Annotated in this window: 20 protein-coding genes and 1 riboswitch; of the genes, 18 read left to right on the top strand and 2 right to left on the bottom strand. The window is 32.5% G+C overall.

Going from position 1 to position 21123, the window contains the following annotated elements:
* Positions 1-14: 14 nt before the first annotated feature.
* Entirely contained in the window at positions 15-698 is a 684-nt protein-coding gene (locus H0I23_RS00430; RefSeq protein ID WP_216784506.1) for a hypothetical protein, read from the bottom strand.
* Positions 699-926: 228 nt separating this feature from the next.
* Positions 927-1196 (bottom strand): hypothetical protein, encoded by a 270-nt coding sequence (locus H0I23_RS00435; protein WP_216784507.1) that lies wholly within the window; start codon positions 1194-1196, stop codon positions 927-929.
* Positions 1197-1714: 518 nt separating this feature from the next.
* On the opposite strand from H0I23_RS00435, the gene H0I23_RS00440 reads away from it, so the two are divergent.
* The 18 genes from H0I23_RS00440 (at position 1715) to H0I23_RS00525 (ending at position 20846) form a co-directional block, all read left to right on the top strand.
* Positions 1715-2128: an Rrf2 family transcriptional regulator gene (locus H0I23_RS00440; protein WP_216784508.1), complete on the top strand. Its 414-nt coding sequence runs from the start codon at positions 1715-1717 to the stop codon at positions 2126-2128.
* Positions 2129-2320: 192 nt separating this feature from the next.
* The gene (locus H0I23_RS00445) at positions 2321-2584 is read left to right on the top strand and encodes a DUF2061 domain-containing protein (protein WP_216784509.1); all 264 of its coding nucleotides are present in this window, start codon (positions 2321-2323) and stop codon (positions 2582-2584) included.
* An 8-nt stretch (positions 2585-2592) separates the two neighbouring features.
* Positions 2593-3216: a phosphoadenosine phosphosulfate reductase family protein gene (locus tag H0I23_RS00450; RefSeq protein ID WP_216784510.1), complete on the top strand. Its 624-nt coding sequence runs from the start codon at positions 2593-2595 to the stop codon at positions 3214-3216.
* Positions 3217-3289: 73 nt separating this feature from the next.
* Positions 3290-4192, top strand: coding sequence for a sulfate adenylyltransferase subunit CysD (gene cysD, locus H0I23_RS00455; protein WP_216784511.1), 903 nt, complete (start codon positions 3290-3292; stop codon positions 4190-4192).
* 97 nt (positions 4193-4289) lie between these two features.
* Entirely contained in the window at positions 4290-5537 is a 1248-nt protein-coding gene (locus tag H0I23_RS00460) for a sulfate adenylyltransferase subunit 1 (RefSeq protein ID WP_216784512.1), read from the top strand.
* 98 nt (positions 5538-5635) lie between these two features.
* Positions 5636-7729: a HEPN domain-containing protein gene (locus tag H0I23_RS00465; RefSeq protein ID WP_216784513.1), complete on the top strand. Its 2094-nt coding sequence runs from the start codon at positions 5636-5638 to the stop codon at positions 7727-7729.
* A gap of 29 nt (positions 7730-7758) precedes the next feature.
* Entirely contained in the window at positions 7759-8529 is a 771-nt protein-coding gene (cobA, locus tag H0I23_RS00470) for a uroporphyrinogen-III C-methyltransferase (RefSeq protein ID WP_371736647.1), read from the top strand.
* 76 nt (positions 8530-8605) lie between these two features.
* Complete coding sequence (locus H0I23_RS00475) at positions 8606-9667, top strand: NAD(P)/FAD-dependent oxidoreductase (protein WP_216784515.1); 1062 nt, start codon at positions 8606-8608, stop codon at positions 9665-9667.
* A 136-nt stretch (positions 9668-9803) separates the two neighbouring features.
* Positions 9804-9929: riboswitch (SAM riboswitch) on the top strand.
* Between the two features lie 204 nt (positions 9930-10133).
* Complete coding sequence (locus H0I23_RS00480) at positions 10134-11132, top strand: homocysteine S-methyltransferase family protein (protein ID WP_216784516.1); 999 nt, start codon at positions 10134-10136, stop codon at positions 11130-11132.
* A 131-nt stretch (positions 11133-11263) separates the two neighbouring features.
* Positions 11264-13984 carry a methionine synthase gene (gene metH / locus H0I23_RS00485; RefSeq protein WP_216784517.1) on the top strand — a complete coding sequence of 907 codons (2721 nt, stop codon included), beginning with the start codon at positions 11264-11266 and terminating at the stop codon, positions 13982-13984.
* A gap of 1 nt (position 13985) precedes the next feature.
* Positions 13986-14189, top strand: a complete 204-nt coding sequence (locus tag H0I23_RS00490) for a hypothetical protein (protein ID WP_216784518.1) — start codon at positions 13986-13988, stop codon at positions 14187-14189.
* A 158-nt stretch (positions 14190-14347) separates the two neighbouring features.
* Positions 14348-15301 (top strand): methylenetetrahydrofolate reductase [NAD(P)H], encoded by a 954-nt coding sequence (gene metF / locus H0I23_RS00495; protein WP_216784519.1) that lies wholly within the window; start codon positions 14348-14350, stop codon positions 15299-15301.
* A gap of 66 nt (positions 15302-15367) precedes the next feature.
* On the top strand, positions 15368-16468 hold the full coding sequence (locus H0I23_RS00500) for an acyloxyacyl hydrolase (RefSeq protein WP_216784520.1): 1101 nt from the start codon (positions 15368-15370) through the stop codon (positions 16466-16468).
* 1 nt (position 16469) lies between these two features.
* Positions 16470-17234 (top strand): head GIN domain-containing protein, encoded by a 765-nt coding sequence (locus H0I23_RS00505; RefSeq protein ID WP_216784521.1) that lies wholly within the window; start codon positions 16470-16472, stop codon positions 17232-17234.
* 2 nt (positions 17235-17236) lie between these two features.
* Positions 17237-18334 (top strand): serine hydrolase, encoded by a 1098-nt coding sequence (locus H0I23_RS00510; protein ID WP_216784522.1) that lies wholly within the window; start codon positions 17237-17239, stop codon positions 18332-18334.
* Positions 18335-18420: 86 nt separating this feature from the next.
* On the top strand, positions 18421-19527 hold the full coding sequence (locus tag H0I23_RS00515; RefSeq protein WP_216784523.1) for a hypothetical protein: 1107 nt from the start codon (positions 18421-18423) through the stop codon (positions 19525-19527).
* 94 nt (positions 19528-19621) lie between these two features.
* Positions 19622-20350, top strand: coding sequence for a YafY family protein (locus tag H0I23_RS00520; protein WP_216784524.1), 729 nt, complete (start codon positions 19622-19624; stop codon positions 20348-20350).
* Between the two features lie 37 nt (positions 20351-20387).
* Positions 20388-20846 (top strand): GyrI-like domain-containing protein, encoded by a 459-nt coding sequence (locus tag H0I23_RS00525; protein WP_216784525.1) that lies wholly within the window; start codon positions 20388-20390, stop codon positions 20844-20846.
* The last annotated feature ends 277 nt before the right edge of the window (positions 20847-21123 follow it).

Genomic DNA, 21123 nt, shown 5'->3' on the forward strand with positions numbered 1-21123 from the left:
TTTAAGATTTTATTTTAATTATTAAATACTATAGCAAGTATTAAAACTACTATTTGAGAGCCAAATACTATAAATAAAGGTTTGCTACTTGGTTCACCTAAATCAGAAACAAAATTGATAGCTTTTTCAACGATAAAGTCACTAAGTTTTGCATCAGGTTGTGTAGCATCAAAATCATCTAATTTTACTTTTTTAAGTATAAAAGAAAATATTTTTCGCTGCCATCTCGAATTTGTTTTATCATTTTGAATATCTTGAATTAATTTTATTTTTAAAGTTGCTTTATCATTAATTATAGAAGCTTTATTTTCTCCAGAAAAATATTTAGCAGAATACTCTTTAATTTTAGTTATAAACCACCCTTCTAAGTTTTTTTTCCAAAGCTTAAAAAGAGAAGCATGTACAATACTTTTATTAATTATAGAGAAGTAAAGAAAAGGGAACAATAATAAACTTGTTATACAAAGTAACATTGGCCAAAAATCTATAACAAAAAGAGATAATAGCCCTATTGCTGCTCCAGCTCCACCTGTGTGACCACTAGCAGGAACACCTGCACCGCCTTCAGTTACACCAACCATTATAATTGCTATAATAAAAAGTATTAAACTAAAGCCTATAAATAAAATATGTTTTAAAATTCCTTTACCAGCTTCTTTTCCGATAGCTATTGACGATTCTGCAATGTTTTTGATCATAATTGTTTAACGCAGTAATGATGGTTATATTTTCTGGTTTTTTTATTTATAAGTAAAATAATAGCAATTAGTTAAGCCATTAAATTTAGTTTTTTTTAAATAACATAAGAACAATAATCTATTCGAATTATAATATAAGCTATGCATTAAACAGCCATTTTTATTTATAATCTGAGGCGCGTATAGTTTTTGCCATAGATTATCATTTTTTCATCCATTTACGGGTGCTCATATCAAAAAAAAATCATTGTTACCTCTTAGGATTTCATTATATAAAGAACCATCTTCATCACTACCGGTGCTAAGTTTTCTAGTATCGTAATTGCTTAGTGTATTTTGTACAATAGTATTCAAATCTCTTTCTATAAACGAGTGGTAGTGTGGTCCGTCATCGGCTATTATAGTAGGGCTATGGGCAGTAATAGTCACTAAATTATTATCTAAATATCCTTTTGAATTTCGGACTGAGGTTACAATACCAAAAAACTCTAAAGGCACATCATTTTCTAAAGTGGTTTTTGATGTAATAGAAACAGTAATATCTTCCCCTAAATAGGTTTTTGTTTCAGAAGTAAATTCGCTTGTTTGGTTTTCAAGAGAATTGCTCTGACATTCTATCCGTAAAGTATGATGGTCATTTATGTTTTGTTGTAAAATTAAACGTTTAAAAGATTTTATCTATTTATTGCCAATATAAATAGTAGTGATAGATTGTGCTGCCATGCGTTTTTATTATGTTCTGTTAACTAGTTTTTTTCTAAACTGTGTTTAAACAAATTTATTTACGTGTAGCAATATAGAGTAATTATTGTAAGAATAATAATCAAAATAGAGCGTTTCATCGAAAATAAACGATATTTTATTTGTCGGGTGTAGTCTTATTTTATCTACTATAGATTATTTATTTACTTACAATTAAAATACAGCTAAACATTTTTAGTATTAAGCGTTTTAGTTTTACCTCGCTGAGAGATATAAAACCTATTCGAATATTAATTTTTATATCTTAGCGACTTATGCTTTCAAAGAAAACAAAATACGGGTTAAAGGCGCTTACTTTTTTGGCTAGCCAAAAAGATAAAAAGCCTGTTCAGATTGCTGAAATCGCAAATAAGGAGAATATCTCACAAAAGTTTTTAGAAACTATTTTGTTGTCTTTACGTAAAACAGGGTTTTTAGGAAGTAAAAAAGGAAAAGGTGGAGGATACTATATAATTAAAGATCCATCTGAAATAAAAATGACAGACGTAATGCGAGTACTAGAAGGGCCTATTTCTATGGTGCCTTGTGTGAGTCTTAATTTTTATGAAAAATGTGACGACTGCCCAGATGAAACCACTTGTGGTGTACATAAATTAATGTTGCAAGTACGTGATAGTAATTTAGAAGTGTACAGAAATACAATGTTGTCAGACCTTATTCCTTCATAAAACAGGTCTTTTTTTAATCTCAGTTTACATTTATTTTTTATCAAATTAATAATTTTTATTCAATTTTATTAAAAATCTACTAAAACTATAGGGTATAAGTAATTTTATATAGTTTTTAACGTCTTAGTATCAATAAAAGTTTTATTTTTGAATACTCTATTAGTTTAGTGGGGTAATAGAAAAATTAATTTCATGATTACAGAGCAATTGATTTTAGACAAACAAAATACGAAAGCAACTTATAAGGAAGACAGTAAATCTGAAGATCCTAAAAGGAGTATTGTAAAATCTATTAGTTGGAGAATTATAGGAACTATTGATACTATAATTATCTCTTGGTTGGTTACAGGAACTTTAAAATTAGCTTTTTCAATTGGTGTGGTAGAGCTTTTTACAAAAATGTTGTTGTATTTTTTCCATGAGAGATTATGGGCTAAAATTAAATGGGGTAAATAATAAAGGTTATGGCTTTTACAGAAGAAAACATACAAGAATGGAACAAAAGGTTTGCTACGGCAACACCTTCTGAAATTATAGCGTGGGCATTAGAGCAAACACCTAATGCCGTTGTAACTACTAATTTTAGACCATACGAAGTAAATATTTTACATGCAGTAACTGCAGTAAATAAAGATATTAAGGTTATATGGTGTGATACTGGTTATAATACACCAAATACATATAAACATGCCGAGGAGCTGATTGAAAAATTAGGTTTAAATATTCATTTATATGTGCCTAAGCAAACATCTTCTCATAGAGATGCCGTTATGGGAATACCGGGTATTGATGATGCAAATCATGCCATTTTTACAGAGCAAGTAAAACTAGAGCCTTTTGGTAGAGCAATGGCAGAGCATAAGCCGAGTGTTTGGTTTACAAATTTAAGAAAAGGGCAAACAGCTTTACGTAACTCTTTAGATATTTTTAGTGTTAGCAAAGATGGTGTTTTAAAGGTGAGTCCTTTTTACCATTGGGAAGATGCGCAATTAGATGCATATTTAGAAGAGTATAAGTTACCGAACGAGCATAAATATTTTGACCCAACTAAGGTTTTAGAAAACCGTGAATGTGGGTTACATACATAAAGAATAGATTACAAAATTAAATTTCACTTCTAATTTTAGATTTGAATAGTACAAAAAAGACTTAAACAAAAAGATGAAAGATACATCGCATATAAATCCATTAGAGAACGAAGCAATTTATATTATTAGAGAAGTGGCTGCTCAATTTGAAAAGCCAGTTTTGTTATTTTCTGGAGGTAAAGATTCTATTACATTAGTTCGCTTGGCTCAAAAAGCATTTTGGCCAGCAAAAATTCCTTTTCCTTTAATGCATATTGATACAGGACATAATTTTCCTGAAACTATTGAATTTAGAGACAGATTGGTAAAAGAACTTGGTTTAGAGCTTATTGTTCGTAATGTTCAAGATTCTATAGATCAAGGTAAAGTTAAGGAAGAGTCTGGAAGATATTCTAGTAGAAATTCTTTGCAAACTACAACGTTATTAGATGCTATTGAAGAGTTTAAATTTGATGCTTGTATCGGTGGTGCACGTAGAGATGAAGAAAAGGCAAGAGCAAAAGAACGTATTTTTTCTGTTCGTGACGATTTTGGTCAGTGGGATGAAAAAAGCCAGCGCCCTGAGTTGTTCGATATGTTAAATGGACAAATAGAATTAGGTCAAAATGTTCGTTGTTTCCCTATTTCTAACTGGACGGAATTAGATGTTTGGTCTTACATTCAAAAAGAAGAAATTGAAATTCCTTCTATATACTTTGCACACAAGCGTAAAACTTTCGTAAGAGACGGAATGATATGGTCTGCTGAAGATGGTATTGTTTTTCGTGATGAAGATGAAGTTGTTCAAGAGCGTTTAGTACGTTTTCGTACTGTAGGCGATATGTCTTGTACAGCAGCAGTGCTTTCTGATGCAGTTAGTATTGATAAAGTGGTAAGTGAAATTAGAGATTCGAGTATTTCTGAGCGTGGAGCGCGTATTGATGATAAGCGCTCTGAAGCAGCGATGGAAAAAAGAAAACAACAAGGATACTTTTAGTAGTTGATTTTTAAATACATATCAACCTAAATAAAAATATAGATTGCTATTATTTTGGTGAAAATCAAAAAAGCAGCAAACAACAACAAAATACAAAATGGAAGTACTAAAAATAGCAACAGCAGGTAGTGTAGATGATGGTAAGAGTACCTTAATTGGTAGAATACTGTATGATACAAAATCTTTAACTAGCGATAAGTTAGAAGCTATCGAAAAAACAAGTAAGCAAAAAGGATATGATTATTTAGATTTTTCTTTGGCTACAGATGGTTTAGTGGCTGAGCGTGAGCAAGGTATTACAATTGATGTTGCGCATATTTACTTTTCAACGGCAAAGAAAAGTTATATAATAGCAGATACTCCTGGTCATGTTGAGTATACACGTAACATGGTTACAGGTGCTTCAACATCGCAAGCAGCAATCATATTAATTGATGCTCGTAAAGGTGTAATCGAACAAACAAATCGTCACTTTTTTATCAATAACTTACTTCGTGTAAAAGATGTTATTGTAGCTATTAATAAAATGGATTTGGTTGATTTTTCTGAAGAAAGATACAACGAAATTAAGGCAGACTTCTCTGAATTAATGGCGAAAAGAGATTATCAAGATCAGAATATTACATTTATTCCTGTTAGTGCTTTAAAAGGTGATAACGTTGTAAATAAGTCCGAAAAAACACCTTGGTACTCAGGTCAAACTTTACTAGAACATTTAGAGAATTTAGATAGTAAAGATATTTTCAATGCAGGTACTCCTAGGTTCCCAGTTCAGTATGTAATTCGTCCAAAAACAGACGATTTTCATGATTTCAGAGGTTTTGCAGGTAAGGTATACGGTGGTGAGTTAAGTGTTGGCGATGAGGTTGTTGCTTTACCATCACAAACAAAATCTAAAATAAAAGAAATTTACGCTTACGATAAGAAATATCAAACTGCTTCAAGACGCTCTTCCGTAACCATCACTTTAGAAGACGAAATTAACGTGAGTAGAGGTGATATGATTGTTAGAGCTGATGATCTTCCAAAAATTGATAAGCAGTTTACTGCAAATATATCTTGGATGGATTCTGAAAAATTAGAAGCAGGTAACAAGTATGTTGTACAACATGGTGTTAATAAAGTTTTAGCTAAAGTAGCATCTATCAACCATAAAATTAATCCTGATTATTCAGGTATTGATAAAGATGTAACATCTTTAGGAATGAATGATATTGCTGAGGTAACATTTAAATTAAATAAGCCAATTTTCTTCGATGCTTTCAAAAAGCACCGTACTAATGGGTCTTTTATCTTAATTGATACTAAAACAAATAGTACTGTAGGAGCTGGTTTTATACAGTAACTAGAAAACGAATTAGAGCGAAATAAAAATGTGGTAAGTAGAAAATAGAGGAATTTAAAAACCACTATTGAATGTGAACTACTAAATACTAGAAAAGAATGCAAAGTTTTAGAACAGAAATAGAGAACCCGATTGTAGAAAAGGATATTATCGATTTAGCAAATAAAATTGATATGTTCCACAACGGTAAGATAGACGAAGAAAAGTTTCGTAGTCTACGTTTAGCTCGTGGAGTTTACGGTCAGCGTCAAGAAGGCGTGCAAATGATTCGTATAAAGTTGCCTTACGGTAAAGTTTCTTCTGAGCAATTAAGAACAATTTCTAATGTTTCTGAAGAGTATTCTAAAGGTCGTTTGCATATAACTACGCGCCAAGATATTCAAATTCACTATGTTGATTTGGATAGAACGCCAGAATTATGGGCAGAGCTTGAAAAGTCAGACATTACACTTCGTGAGGCCTGTGGTAATACGGTTCGTAACGTAACAGCTAGTGAAACTGCGGGTATCGATGTTGATGAGCCTTTTGATGTTTCACCCTATGCACATGCGTTATTTGAGTATTTTTTAAGAAACCCAATAAGTCAAGAGTTGGGAAGAAAATTTAAAGTTTCTTTCTCTTCTAGTGATGCAGATACAGGACTTTCGTACATGCATGATTTAGGCTTTATAGCTAAAATTGAAAATGGAGAAAGAGGATTTAAAGTAATGCTAGGTGGTGGTTTAGGTTCACAACCACGTCATGCAGAGTTGTTGTATGATTTTTTAGCAACTGATAAAATAATTCCACTAATGGAAGGTGTTGTTCGTGTTTTTGATAGATACGGAGAGCGTAAAAGTAGAGCAAAAGCACGTTTAAAATTCTTAATGAAAGATTTAGGATTAGATGGTTTTAAAGCTTTATTAGAAGAAGAGCAGACTGCTGTTCCGATGAAATCTTTTCCAATTGATGCAGATTCATATCCAAAGCCGCAAATTGCACAAGTAGATGTGCCTAATGTGGTAATTGAAGATCAGAAAGAATTTGATGCTTGGAAAACAACAAACATTATCCCTCAAAAGCAAGAAGGATATGTAGCTATCGGTATAAAAGTTCTTTTAGGAGATTTTTATTTGAAAGAAGCTCGTGCTTTGGCTGATTTAGTGGAGAAGTATGCAGCTGATGAAATTAGACTTAGTTTACGTCAAAACATCGTAGTACCTTATGTAAAAGAAGAATTAGTTCCTTTTTTCTATACAGAATTAAAGAAATTAGGTTTTACAGAAATTGGTTACGATAAGGCTATAGATATTACAGCTTGCCCAGGTACTGATACTTGTAATTTAGGTATTGCAAGTAGTACAGGTATTGCTGAAGAGCTAGAAAGAATAATGAAAATAGAATATCCTGACTATATTAATAATCCAGACGTGGTTATAAAAATTAGTGGGTGTATGAATGCTTGTGGGCAGCACAATATGGCAAACATTGGTTTTCAAGGAATGTCTGTTCGTACAAAAAATAAATTAGTAGCACCAGCGCTTCAAGTATTGTTAGGTGGTGGTAATATGGGTAATGGAGAAGGTAGATTTGCAGATAAAGTAGTTAAAATACCAAGTAAAAGAGGGCCAGAGGCCTTGCGTTTAATTTTAAACGATTATGATGCTAACGGTAACGGACTGTCATTCCCGGATTACTATGCTGAAAAAGAGCAAATGTATTTTTATGATTTCTTGAAAGATTTAACTAATGTAGATAATTTAACTGCAGATGATTTTATCGATTGGGGTAATTCAGAAGAATATATAAAAGCAATTGGTGTAGGTGAGTGTGCAGGTGTAGTAATCGATTTGATTGCAACACTTTTATTTGAAAGTGAAGAGAAAATACAAACAGCAGAAACTACTCTTCAAGAAGGTAAGTGGGCAGCGAGTATTTATCATTCGTATTCATCAATGGTAAATACAGCGAAAGCGATACTTACTGCTGAGAATGAAAAAACAAATACGCATGCAGGCATTATCAAAGATTTTGATGAGAAGTTTATCGCAAATAATAGAATAGCATTGGGTAGAGGTTTTGAAGAATTTATTCTTCAAATCAACAAAAATGAGCCAACTGAAGAATTTGCTACAAACTATTTGAATGATACAAAAAACTTTTTGCAAAAAGTACAAGAGTTTAGAACGGCAGAATTAGCAAAGGCTAACTAATAATGAGTAACAATACAAAACATATAAATATGAGTAATAGCAAAGGTTTGCTTACTGTAATTGGTGCGGGTCCTGGTGATCCAGATTTAATTACATTAAAAGCAATCAAAGCATTACAAACTGCTGATGTTGTTTTGTATGATGCATTAGTAAATCCAGAATTATTACAATATGCAGAGCAAGCAGAACTTATTTTTGTTGGGAAACGGAAAGGGTGCTATGCATATCAGCAAGAACAAATAAATGAGCTAATTGTGCAACGTGGTCAATCGCAACACGTAGTTCGTTTAAAAGGTGGAGATCCTTTTATCTTTGGTCGTGGTGCAGAAGAAATGGAATTTGCGGCAAAACATGGTTTAAATGTAGCTATGGTTCCAGGTATTTCATCATCAGTAGCTGTTCCTGCATCTCAAAATATACCAGTAACTAAAAGAGGTGCTGCTGAAAGTTTTTGGGTAATTACAGGTACTACGAAAGAGCATAAACTTTCTTCGGATGTTGCTTTAGCGGCAAAATCAAACGCTACGGTCGTTATTTTAATGGGTATGTCAAAACTATCTGCAATTGTAGCTTTGTTTGAAAAAGAAGGAAAATCAGAAACCCCTATTGCTATTATTCAAAATGGTACAAGAGAAGACGAAAAGATAGGAATAGCAACTATTTCGACTATTAAAAAAGAAGTAGAAAAACAACAATTAACAAACCCAGCAATTATAATAATTGGAGAGGTTGTTAAGCATAGAGAAGCACTTAGCAGTGCAATAAATACGTATAAACAAGTAGATGAGGTAAATGGTTAATTTATTTTACTGTTGTAAGTTTACAGTAATAATTTAAGCATTATTTCAAACAAGAATTTTTTGAATTAGTAAAGAGATGATAAAAACAGATATCTTAATTATTGGAGCAGGACCAACAGGTTTGTTTACCGTTTTTGAAGCAGGATTATTAAAATTAAAATGTCATTTGATTGATGCATTACCACAAACTGGTGGTCAGTGTTCTGAAATATATCCAAAGAAACCTATTTACGATATTCCAGCTTTTCCAGAAATTTTAGCAGGTACATTGGTAGATAATTTAATGGAACAAATCAAACCCTTTGAGGCTGGTTATACATTGGGTGAGCGTGCTGAAACGTTAGATAAGCAAGAAGATGGTACTTTTATTGTTACGACAAATAAAGGCACACAACATCATGCGCCAGTAGTTGTTATTGCTGGTGGTTTGGGTTCTTTTGAGCCAAGAAAACCATTAATTCCTAATATTGTTGATTTTGAAGATAAAGGAGTTAATTACTTTATTAAAGATCCAGAAGTATATCGCGATAAAAAAGTAGTGATTGCAGGTGGTGGAGATTCTGCTTTGGACTGGGCTATTTTCTTAGCAGATGTTGCCTCAGAAGTTTCTTTAGTACACCGTAGAAATGAATTTAGAGGTGCATTAGATTCTGTAGAGAAAGCATCAGAATTAGCAAAGCTTGGTAAAATTAAATTATTTACTGAAGCAGAGGTTATTGGTGTTGCAGGAGATGGTAAGATTGAATCTGTGGTAATCAAGCATAACGATAAGGAAAAAGAAGATACTATTTTAGAAGTAAATAACTTTATTCCTTTATTTGGTCTTTCTCCAAAACTAGGTCCAATTGGCGATTGGGGATTAGATATTCATAAAAATGCAATAAAAGTAAACAACGCTAAAGATTATCAAACAAACATACCAGGTGTTTTCGCTATTGGCGATGTAAACACGTATGAGGGTAAATTAAAATTAATCCTTTCAGGTTTTCATGAGGCTGCTGTCATGTGTCAGTATGCATATCAAATTGTTAACCCAGGTAAACGTTATGTAATGAAATATACTACCGTAGGTGGTGTCGAAGGATTTGACGGAACTAAAAAAGAAGCTAAAAAAGAAGTGGTGCAAAGTATCTCTTAAGTTTTAAACTTATTTATATTTTAAAAGCCTTCATTCCTTATCGTTTGAAGGCTTTTATTGTATAGTTTATTTGGTTTTAATTGTGCTGTGGTGTTTCTTTGCAGTCAGTACTAACAGTTCATTGCAACATTGAAAATAGTTATCAAGAAAGGTGGAGGGATTAGACCCGATGAAGCCTTGGCAACCCTTTTAAAAGTAGATTACTTAAAAAGAAGGTGCTAAGTTCTATTCAAAACCATACTTGTTTTGAAATAGATAACAAAAGCGAAACATTTCGTCTTAGTTTTTACTTTACTTGATATTTTAATATTAGAGCGTTTCATTTGCAATAAAAGCGAATGTCTAGGCTATTCGATACTCCTTAATTTGTATTATCAAGCAAATTATAAGTGTAGCTATTATTTTAAATATAGCAAAGTCGAAAAAGTATAACGCAAAGCATTTTTTTGAACATGAAGGCATTATAATGAAAAACATAAAAGACATACTTAAAGAACGAATCTTGGTACTAGACGGAGCTATGGGAACAATGCTTCAACGTCATAAATTTACCGAAGAAGATTTCAGGGGAGAACGTTTTAAAGACTGGGAACACCCTTTGCAAGGTAATAATGATTTACTTTCATTAACACAGCCAGAAGCAATAGCAGATGTTCATCGTCAATATTTTGCAGCAGGAGCAGATATTGTAGAAACAAATACCTTTTCAAGTACAACAATAGCCATGGCAGATTACTTCATGGAAGATTTAGTGTATGAGCTAAATTACGAATCAGCAAAGATTGCAAAGCAAGTAGCTGATGAGTTTACGGCAAAAGAGCCACATAAGCCTCGTTTTGTAGTAGGTAGTATTGGGCCAACAAACAAAACGGCAAGCATGTCTCCAGATGTAAATGACCCTGGGTATAGAGCTGTTTCTTTTGATGAATTGAGAATAGCGTACAAACAGCAAGTTGAAGCTTTGATTGATGGTGGTTCTGATTTACTAATGGTAGAAACCATTTTTGATACGTTAAATGCAAAAGCAGCATTATTTGCTATTGAAGAGGTAAAAGATGAGCGTGGTATTGATATTCCAATCATGGTGAGTGGTACTATTACAGATGCATCAGGTAGAACTTTATCAGGGCAAACAGCAGAGGCTTTTTTGATTTCCATATCGCATATTCCAATTTTATCTGTAGGTTTTAACTGTGCTTTAGGGGCAAGTCAGCTTGTACCTCATTTAGAGGTTTTGTCTGCTAAAACAGGTTTTGCGATATCTGCACACCCAAATGCAGGTTTGCCTAATGCTTTTGGAGAATATGATGAAACACCAGCGGAAATGGCTGCGCAAATAAAAGAATACGTAGAAAAGAACTTAGTAAATATAGTAGGTGGTTGTTGTGGTACCACGCCAGAACATATTTCTGCTATTGCTGATGTTGTGAAAAATATAAAACCTAGAATCGTTGCTGGTCAATAATTAATTATTGTGTCTTTAGCGCTGGATTGACTATATATAGAAGAAGATAATTTTAAAATAATAATGAATCAGATTCTTAGCTGCAAATAGCTACTAAACAGATTTATAAAATAGTACAAAGGGTTGTAATTATGATAGAAGAGAGCAAACAACCATCAACTAACAACCGACAACCAAAGCGGTATCTGAAACTTTCAGGCCTAGAGCCTTTAGTGCTTTCGGAAAATACAAACTTTGTAAATGTTGGTGAGCGTACAAACGTAGCAGGTTCAAAAAAATTCCTTCGATTAATAAAAGAAGAGAAATTTGAAGAAGCTCTGAGCGTTGCTCGTGATCAAGTAGATGGTGGTGCGCAGATCATTGATATTAATATGGATGATGGACTTATCGATGGTAAAGAAGCCATGGTTAAGTTTTTGAATTTGGTGATTGCAGAACCAGATATTTCTAGAGTACCTATCATGATCGATAGTTCTAAATGGGATATTATTGAAGCTGGTTTGCAAGTAGTGCAAGGTAAATGTGTGGTGAACTCGATTAGCCTAAAAGAGGGAGAAGAGCAGTTTAAACATCATGCAAAATTAATTAAGCGCTACGGTGCTGCAGTTATTGTTATGGCTTTCGATGAAACGGGCCAAGCAGATAATTATGACCGTAGATTAGAAATTTCAAAACGCTCTTATGATATTCTGGTAAATGAAGTAAACTTTGCACCAGAAGATATCATTTTCGATTTAAATATATTTCCTGTAGCGACAGGGATGGATGAGCATAAACTGAATGCTATTGATTTTATTGAAGCAACCAGGTGGGTGCGAGAAAATCTGCCACATTGTAGTGTAAGTGGTGGGGTGAGTAATGTATCTTTTAGTTTTAGAGGTAACGACCCTGTTCGTGAAGCCATGCACTCTGTGTTTTTATACCACGCCATTCAGGCAGGGATGAATATGGGAATTGTAAACCCTAGTTTATTGGGGGTTTATGATGATATTCCTAAAGATTTATTAGAACGTGTAGAAGATGTTATTCTTAATAAAAGAGATGATGCTACAGAACGACTTTTAGATTTTGCAGAAACAGTAGTAGGTACGGCTAAAGAAAGTAAAGTAGATTTATCTTGGAGAGAAGAGCCTTTACAAAATAGAATCACTCGTGCCTTAGTGAAAGGTATTGATCAATACATTCTTGAAGATATTGAAGAAGCGCGTGTAGCAGCGCATAAACCTATTGAAGTTATTGAAGGTAACCTGATGACGGGGATGAATGTTGTTGGGGATTTATTTGGTAGCGGAAAAATGTTTTTACCACAAGTGGTAAAATCTGCCCGAGTAATGAAAAAAGCAGTAGCTTATTTGTTGCCATATATAGAAGAAGAAAAACTATTGAATCCGCAAGAAGGAGACGATAAAGGAGCGGGGAAAATATTAATGGCTACTGTAAAAGGTGATGTTCATGATATTGGAAAAAATATTGTGAGTGTTGTACTCGCATGTAATAATTATGAGATTGTAGATCTTGGAGTAATGGTTCCGCCAGAAAAAATTATTAATGCAGCTATAGAACATGATGTAGATATTATTGGTTTAAGCGGATTGATAACACCGTCATTAGATGAGATGGTGTTTTTAGCAAAAGAGATGGAACGCCAGAACTTTAAAGTGCCCTTGTTAATTGGTGGGGCTACGACAAGTAAAGCACATACTGCTGTAAAAATAGATACTCAATACAGCCAAGCGGTGGTACATGTAAATGATGCCTCTAGAGCAGTAACGGTGGTAGGAGATTTATTAAAGAAAGAAACGGCAAGTAATTATAAGCAAGATATTAAACTTGATTATGAGTCTTTTAGAGATAAGTTTTTAAGCAGAACAAAAAAGAAAGAATATAAAACCATTGCAGAAGCTCGCGAAAATAAGTTTCAAATAGCGTGGGAAGAATCTAAAATAGTAAAACCAAACCAGTTAGGGATTCAGGTTTTTGAAGAAGTTGAGCTAGAGAAATTAGAGGAATTTATTGATTGGTCTCCATTTTTTAGAGGATGGGAATTGCATGGTAAATTTCCTGATATTTTAACGGATGATGTGGTAGGGGAGCAAGCCGTAGAGCTTTTTGCTGATGCTCAGAAGATGTTGAAAAAGATATTCTCAGAGAAAAGATTGACGGCAAAAGGTATTTTTGGCTTATTCCCAGCGAATGCCATTAGTGATGATGATATTGAGCTAGATGCAGCAGGTAAAAAATATACTTTTAGAACCCTTCGTCAGCAATTAAAAAGGCGTGAAGGTGTTGCAGATTATGCTTTAGCAGATTTTATAGCACCTAAATCATCTGGGAAACAAGATTATATAGGATGTTTTTGTGTAAGTACTGGTTTTGGTGCCGATGAAATGGCAGATGCTTATAAAGATAATCTAGATGATTATAATTCTATTTTGGTAAAAGCACTAGCCGATCGTTTGGCAGAGGCTTATGCGGAATACTTGCATAAAGAGGTGCGAATAAAGCACTGGGGATATTCGGCAGACGAAACTTTAAGTAATGAAGATTTGATTAATGAAACGTACAAAGGTATTCGCCCTGCGCCAGGCTACCCTGCTTGCCCTGATCATTTAGAAAAATTAACCATTTGGGAGTTATTAGGTGTGGAGGATAAAATAGGAGTGACCTTAACGGAGAGTTTGGCAATGTGGCCAGCATCAAGCGTTAGTGGGTATTATTTTGCAAATCCAGAGGCACGCTATTTTGGCCTTGGAAAAATAAAAGAAGATCAAGTTGAAGATTTTGCAAATAGAAAAGATATTCCTTTAGAAGAAGCCACACGCTGGTTGGCAACGAATATAGCTGACGATTAGTATGAAAAACTTTATAGAACTTAGCTTAGGTAGTTTTATGATTACTCATGGTTATGATGAAAATAATAAAGAAATAGAAGAGCATTGTACTGTTCAGGGTTTTGCAAAAAAGCTGGTAGCGGTAAATAGAATAAAATCATTAAGTGAAAAATATATATTGACAGATTATGTAGGTGGGCGATGGATTTATTGGGAATATGAATAAAAGTATACTACGGTAAAAGAAAAATTGTTAAGCTTGTGATAAGCTGCGTTAAGGATAGAAGTGGCATCCTTTTTTTGCTTGAAAAAGCAATAAAAGATATAGCGGATAGCCTGTTAAAACGCCTAAAATAAAAGTAAGATTGTAATTAGAATACGGAAATGAAAGTAACAGACCACATAAGAAATGCAAACGGAAAAACCTTGTTTTCGTTTGAAATTGTACCACCAGTAAAAGGTAATAAAATTCAAGATTTATATGACAATATAGATCCTTTAATGGAGTTTAATCCACCTTTTATTGATGTAACAACTTCTAGAGAAGAATATGTTTATGTAGATAAAGAAGGTTTGTACGATAAGAGAATTACTCGTATGCGCCCTGGTACTGTAGGTATCTGCGCATCAATAAAGCATAAGTTTGATGTAGATACTATACCGCATGTAATTTGTGGTGGTTTTACAAAGGCAGAAACGGAATACATGTTAATTGATTGCCATTATTTAGGTATCGATAATGTGATGGCTTTGCGAGGAGACTCTATGAAAGATGAAAAGTATTTTGTACCAACTAAAGATGGTAATTGTTATGCATCTGAATTGGTATCACAAATTCAGAATTTAAATAAAGGACAGTATTTACATGATGATGTTCAGGGAGAAGACAAATCTGATTTTTGTATTGGTGTAGCTGGTTACCCAGAAAAACATTTAGAAGCTCCATCATTTAAATCTGATTTAATTCGTTTAAAAGAAAAAGTAGATGCAGGTGCTGATTATGTAGTTACGCAAATGTTTTTTGATAATAAAAAGTATTTTGAATTTGTAGAGGCTGCTAAAGAAATAGGAATTAATGTGCCAATTATACCAGGTATTAAACCAATTGCAGTAAAACGTCATTTACAATTATTACCTCAAATTTTTAGTCTTGATTTGCCTCATGATTTAGTAGAAGCTGTTGAGGCTTGCAAAAATAATGCTGATGTTAGGCAGGTAGGTGTTGAATGGGCTATTCAACAATCTAAAGAATTAAAAGCAGCAGGAATTCCTGTTTTGCATTACTATTCGATGGGTAAATCGAATAATATTAAAGCAATTGCTAAAGAAGTTTTTTAAATAAATCATTTTGTGTCTCTAGGTTGCGAGTGAATTCTTACTTTTGATGCTCTTTTTAAATAAGCGATGAAGTATAAGTTTTTAGTAGCATTTGTATTTTTATATTCCTTTGTTTCCTTTTCGCAGGAGGATAAAGAAGTTAAAAAATATACTATTGATGCAAGTCAGTTTTACGGTACAATTTTAAGGCATAACCCTGATGTTACTCATTTAATAAATTCTCATCCGGGTGGGTTGTTATTGAGTGTTAATAAAAAAACATTTGGTTTTAATGATTGGGAGCAGCGCTATAATTATCCAGAGTTAGGGTATTCTTTTATATATCAAGATTTTAATAATGGAGTGCTTGGTAGTAATTATAGTGTGTACACACATTTAAACTTCTACTTTTTTAAAAGAAACTTACAGCTTAGAACAGGTCAGGGAATAGCATATGCAACAAATCCTTACGATAAAGAAACTAATTTTAGAAATAACGCTTTTGGTTCTACTATATTAAGCTCAACGTATTTGATGCTTAATTATAATAAAGAAAATATTATAAGTGGTTTAGGATTTAAAGCAGGGGTGTCATTTATTCATTACTCAAATGCAAATGTAAAAGCACCTAATACCTCAGTTAATACGCTGGCATTTAACGTAGGTCTTATTTATGATTTAGATGAAAGTGACAAGGTTGAGTTTTTAAAAACGGACCAGAAAAAGATAACAGAGCCTATTCGGTATAATTTAGCTTTTAGAACAGGTATTAATGAAAGTGATATTATCGATTCAGGTCAATATCCCTTTTATATATTTTCGGGGTATGCCGATAAACGTTTAGGTACTTTAAGTGCAATACAGTTAGGTACAGATGTTTATTTTTCAAACTTTTTAAAAGAATTAATTAATTTTAGTGCTATTGCTTTTCCTGATGATAATAATTCTAATAATCAAGATTATAAAAGAGTAGGGGTTTTTGTTGGTCATGAGTTATTTATCAATAAAATGTCGATTACAAGTCAATTAGGGTATTATGTTTATTACCCTTTTAATTTTGAAGGAAGAGTTTATAATAGATTGGGTATGAAGCGTTATTTTGGTGATAAAGTTTTTGGAGAGTTAAGTTTAAAATCGCACGGAGCTAAGGCAGAAGCATTGGAGTTTGGAATAGGAATACGATTATAATATGATAAAAGTAAAATTCAACAACATACTGATACTATTGGTGTTAACTTTATTAAGTTGTGCAAGTGAAAAAGCTTCAGATTGTTTTCAAAAATCAGGAGACCTCATTAGAGAAGAGGTTTTTTTAGAAGAGTTTACTAGAATAATAGCTTTTGAAGGGATAAAAGTTGTTATAAAACAAAGTGATGACTATAAAGTAGAAATAGAAACAGGAGAATATTTAAGAAATGATATTACTGCAGAAGTTATAGACAACCGTTTGGAATTAAGAAACGAAAATAAATGTAATTTTGTTCGAGATTTTGAGCTAACGACTATTTATGTATCTGCGCCTAATATTAGCGAAATTAGAAGTAGTACTGGTTTTTTAATTAAAAGTGATGGAATTTTAAATTACCCAATTTTAAATTTAATATCAGAAGATTTTTTTGAGCCTGAGGCAGAAACTACTGATGGTGATTTTGATATAGAAGTGAATGCTACAACATTAAATATTGTTTCTAATGGCATAGCTTCGTTTAAACTAAAAGGAGCAGCAGAAAATTTTAATATAACTTTTGCTTCAGGCGATTCTAGGTTAGAAGGGAAAGAGTTAGTTGCTAACAATATATATGTAAACCATCGTGCTTCAAATGATATGGTGATAAACCCACAGGTTTCTTTAAAAGGAAAACTTACTTCAACAGGAGATGTAATTAGTTATAATATTCCTGCAGTTATAGAAGTTGAAGAGTTGTATAAGGGTAAATTGATATTTAAAGATTGATATTGAAAAAGCCATTATTTACATATTTAAAAGATTTTTTTGCATTTACTAGAGTAGTTGGTGATGTTTCAGAGTTAAAGGGTTTGAATAAAATAGATGTTCTTCTTCAGAACTTAATCGATTTTAAAAAAATACCAGGTTTATCTATCTCGGTTTTTAAAGACAATAAAAGTTTATATCAAAAAGGCTACGGTTATGCTGATATAGAAAAGCAAATACTTGTAAACCCAGAAACCTCTGTTTTTAGAGTAGCAAGTGTGTCGAAACCAATTGCAGCAACAGCTTTAGCTCGTATAGTAGCAGATGGTTTTATTGATTTGGATGCGTCATTTTATACCTACGTGCCTTATTATCCTAAAAAAAAGTGGGATTTTACAATCCGACAATTAGCGAGCCATACGGCAGGCATCAGAAGTTACAAAGGAAAAGAGTACGGCTTAAATAAACCTTATTCAATAAAAGAAAGTATAGAAGTTTTTAAAGAAGATGATTTACTTTTTGAGCCAGGAACAAGTTATCATTATAATAGCTTTGATTGGGTGCTTATTTCATTAGCTATACAAGAGGTAAGTGGCTTATCTTTTGAAAAATATGTAGAAGAAAAAGTTTTAAAACCTTTAGGTTTACAACATATTTTGCCAGCGAGCCCAAGTGGTGTAGATGTATTGAAAGATGCTACTTTAAGTTTGGTGAATTTTTATTCAAAATTAGCATTTGGTTTTAAAGCAGCAATACCCGTAAATAATTATTATAAGATAGCAGGCGGTGGTTTTTTAGCAACTTCGGCAGCAATAGCTAAACTTGGTCAGGTTTATTTAAATAAAGAAACTTTGATAGATGATGCACTTCTTTCTCAATTCATAACAACAGAAACTATAAATAATAAACCAATATATTATGGGTTAGGTTGGCAAAGCAGTCAAGATAAATCAGGTAGGGTATACTACGGGCATATAGGTAATGGTGTAGGCGGATATTCTAATTTTTTCGTTTATCCAAAACAAAAAACTGTGATTTCAATATTGGTAAACTGCACAAACCCTAATATTCAAAAAGAATTAGATGAGGTTATTAATGAGATACTTCATTTAGAAGCTTAAAATGTTACTATTTTCTATACTAATACGACGTAAAGCACGTTCTTTTCGTGTATAATTAAATAACCAACCTAAAAAAATAATTTATCATGAGAAAATCAAATTTGTTAGTGCTATGTTTTTTAGCAGCAGGAATATTCTCTTGCTCGAAAGATGGAGAAGCTACAATTTCTGGAGAGATAGATCCTGATGGAGTAAACTTAACAGAAGATGAACTGATAGATGTTAATGAAGCGTCAGCAGCAATTACTGTGTACGGTGCAACGGAAAAAACAGGAGATTTAGTGCCTAATGGAGCTATAGCATTTAATCTTGATTATTCAACACAAACAGCATTTCAAAAAACTGGTTTTGAAATAGCTTTTGAAGCTCCGGCAGATTTCGCTGGTGCATATATTCAATTGAAAGATGATAATGGTATGGCAGATACCTATTTTGATGTTCCTGCAAATACTATGTCAACTGACAGTAGAAAATTAATAAATAAGGGAAGACAAAATTTCTTATCAAAAAAAACATCATTAACAAAAAAAGATGAAAATACATATATCGATGTTGATTTTTCATCAGCAGTACCTGCAGGTACATTTTGTTATGTAATTTGTTTATATGATGGTCAAGGTAATATTAGCTTACCGCAAGAAGTTTGTGTAAAGGTAGAAGCTTGGGGTGGTAATACAAGTTTGGTTGCTGACTGGGGTTATACGAAACAGGTTGAGAATGGAGAAACGTATTTAACAGGTGAAGCAAAGTGTTATGATGAAGGTACTTCAACTCTAGCATGTGATAACGGAGAAAATACAGAAATAGAATTATCATATTGCTGGACAGTTAATGATATTACGATGAACTTAAAAAATGATGGTACTTTTGTTTTAAATCAGAATACTATCGAAAGCGGTTTAGATTGGGAAGCATCAAGAGCTTCTTGTAGTAATGTTGAAGAGAGTTTTTCTTCTTTTGATGTATCAAAAGGTAACTGGGCTTACAATGAAGAAAAAAACGAACTTACTTTAGTAGAATTTGTTTATACTTCAACTTATGAAGATGGCGAAACAGAGACTTATGAAAGTGAAGATGGTGAATTAATATTTAATGGTGTGATAGAGTTAACTTCAAGTCAATTGGTTGTTAATGAGGTGTTTGAAGATGAAAATGGAATAGAGGAGTACGAATATCACTTCAATAAAAAATAAATTAAAGTTAAGCATAACGGTAAAAAAGATTCCTTGAAAAAGGAATTTTTTTTTGTTTAAAGAAGTTATTTTTAGAATTATAAATTAAGATAAGATGGAAGACCTAGAAAAGCCAAGAATTTCAAGACTAACATCGATTTTGACACAATTGCAATCTAATAAGCTTTTAACAGCTAAAATGCTTGCTGATAAATACAAGGTGAGTGTAAGAACTATTTATAGGGATATTAGAACTCTAGAAAATTCTGGTGTTCCAATTATTACAGAAGAAGGTAGAGGGTATTCATTAATGGAAGGTTATCAATTGCCACCGGTTATGTTTAGCGAAAATGAAGCAAATGCTTTAATCACAGCGGAGCAATTGGTTATTAAGAATAAAGACACTTCTTTTGTTCAACATTATAGCGAGGCTATTTTAAAAATAAAAGCTATTTTAAAAAACTCTCAGAAACAGAAGTCTAATTTGTTGACTAATCGAGTTTATTTTACGGAAAATTATAAGGCACAGACAACAAGTAGTTATTTAATGCTTTTGCAATCGGCTATTACTAATTTTGAAATTTTAGAGATGGAATACATGTCTTTAGAAAATAATTTTACAAAACGTAAAATAGAGCCTTTTGCTTTGTATAGCACAGAAGGTAATTGGGTGCTCATTGCTTTTTGTTTGTTGAGAAAAGAATTTAGAGCTTTTAGAATAGATCACATAAAAAAAGTGATGTCAACAAATTCTTATTTTGAATCACATAATATGACGCTTCAAGATTATTTTAAAATGTGTGCAGAAAAATATAAAAACACCCCTGACACACCTTTGTCATAGCTCCTGAATATTTTTGAAGAAATTTTAAAACAACAAAATGGAGACAACAAAAAAAGAAGGTTTTACAATTGTAGGTGTTACGGTTAAAACAACAAATGAAAACAGGCAAGCAGCAAAGGATATTCCAATGTTATGGAATGAGTTTATGATTGATAATGTGAAAAGTAAAATTAAAAATAAAGTTGATGATACTGTTTATGCTCTTTATACAAATTATGAAGGAGACCACACTAAACCTTATACAACAATGATAGGATGTAAGGTGGAAAACCTAGAAAATATCCCTGAAGAATTAACCGTTAAAATTATTCCAGAGGCAACATATGCTAAATTTATAGCGAAGGGAGATTTGACTAAAAATGTAGTTTATGACAAATGGTTAACTATTTGGAATACAAATTTAGAAAGGATGTTTACGACTGATATAGAGGTCTATAACGAAAAAGCGATTAACCCTAAAGATGGCGAAGTTGAAATTTATGTAGCGATTAAGTAAAAAGTATTGAATTCGAAAATAAATTATCTGCATAAAATTTCGCAATAACTCTTTTATAATTCAATAAATAAGACAAATAATAAAATATTCTGAAAAATAGATTAGTTTAATTTGATTTTTGAATATAATTATTACTTTAGCTAAAGTTATTACAATTATGACAAAACAATATTTCTGGAACGGTTTCTTTTTTTACTTCTTTTTTAAGAGAGGTACGGGACTGTTGTAGTATATTTTAAAGATATAAACAATTAAAAGTCCCGTGTATAACGGGACT

The organism is Cellulophaga sp. HaHaR_3_176, from assembly GCF_019021925.1.
Taxonomy (GTDB): Bacteria; Bacteroidota; Bacteroidia; order Flavobacteriales; family Flavobacteriaceae; genus Cellulophaga.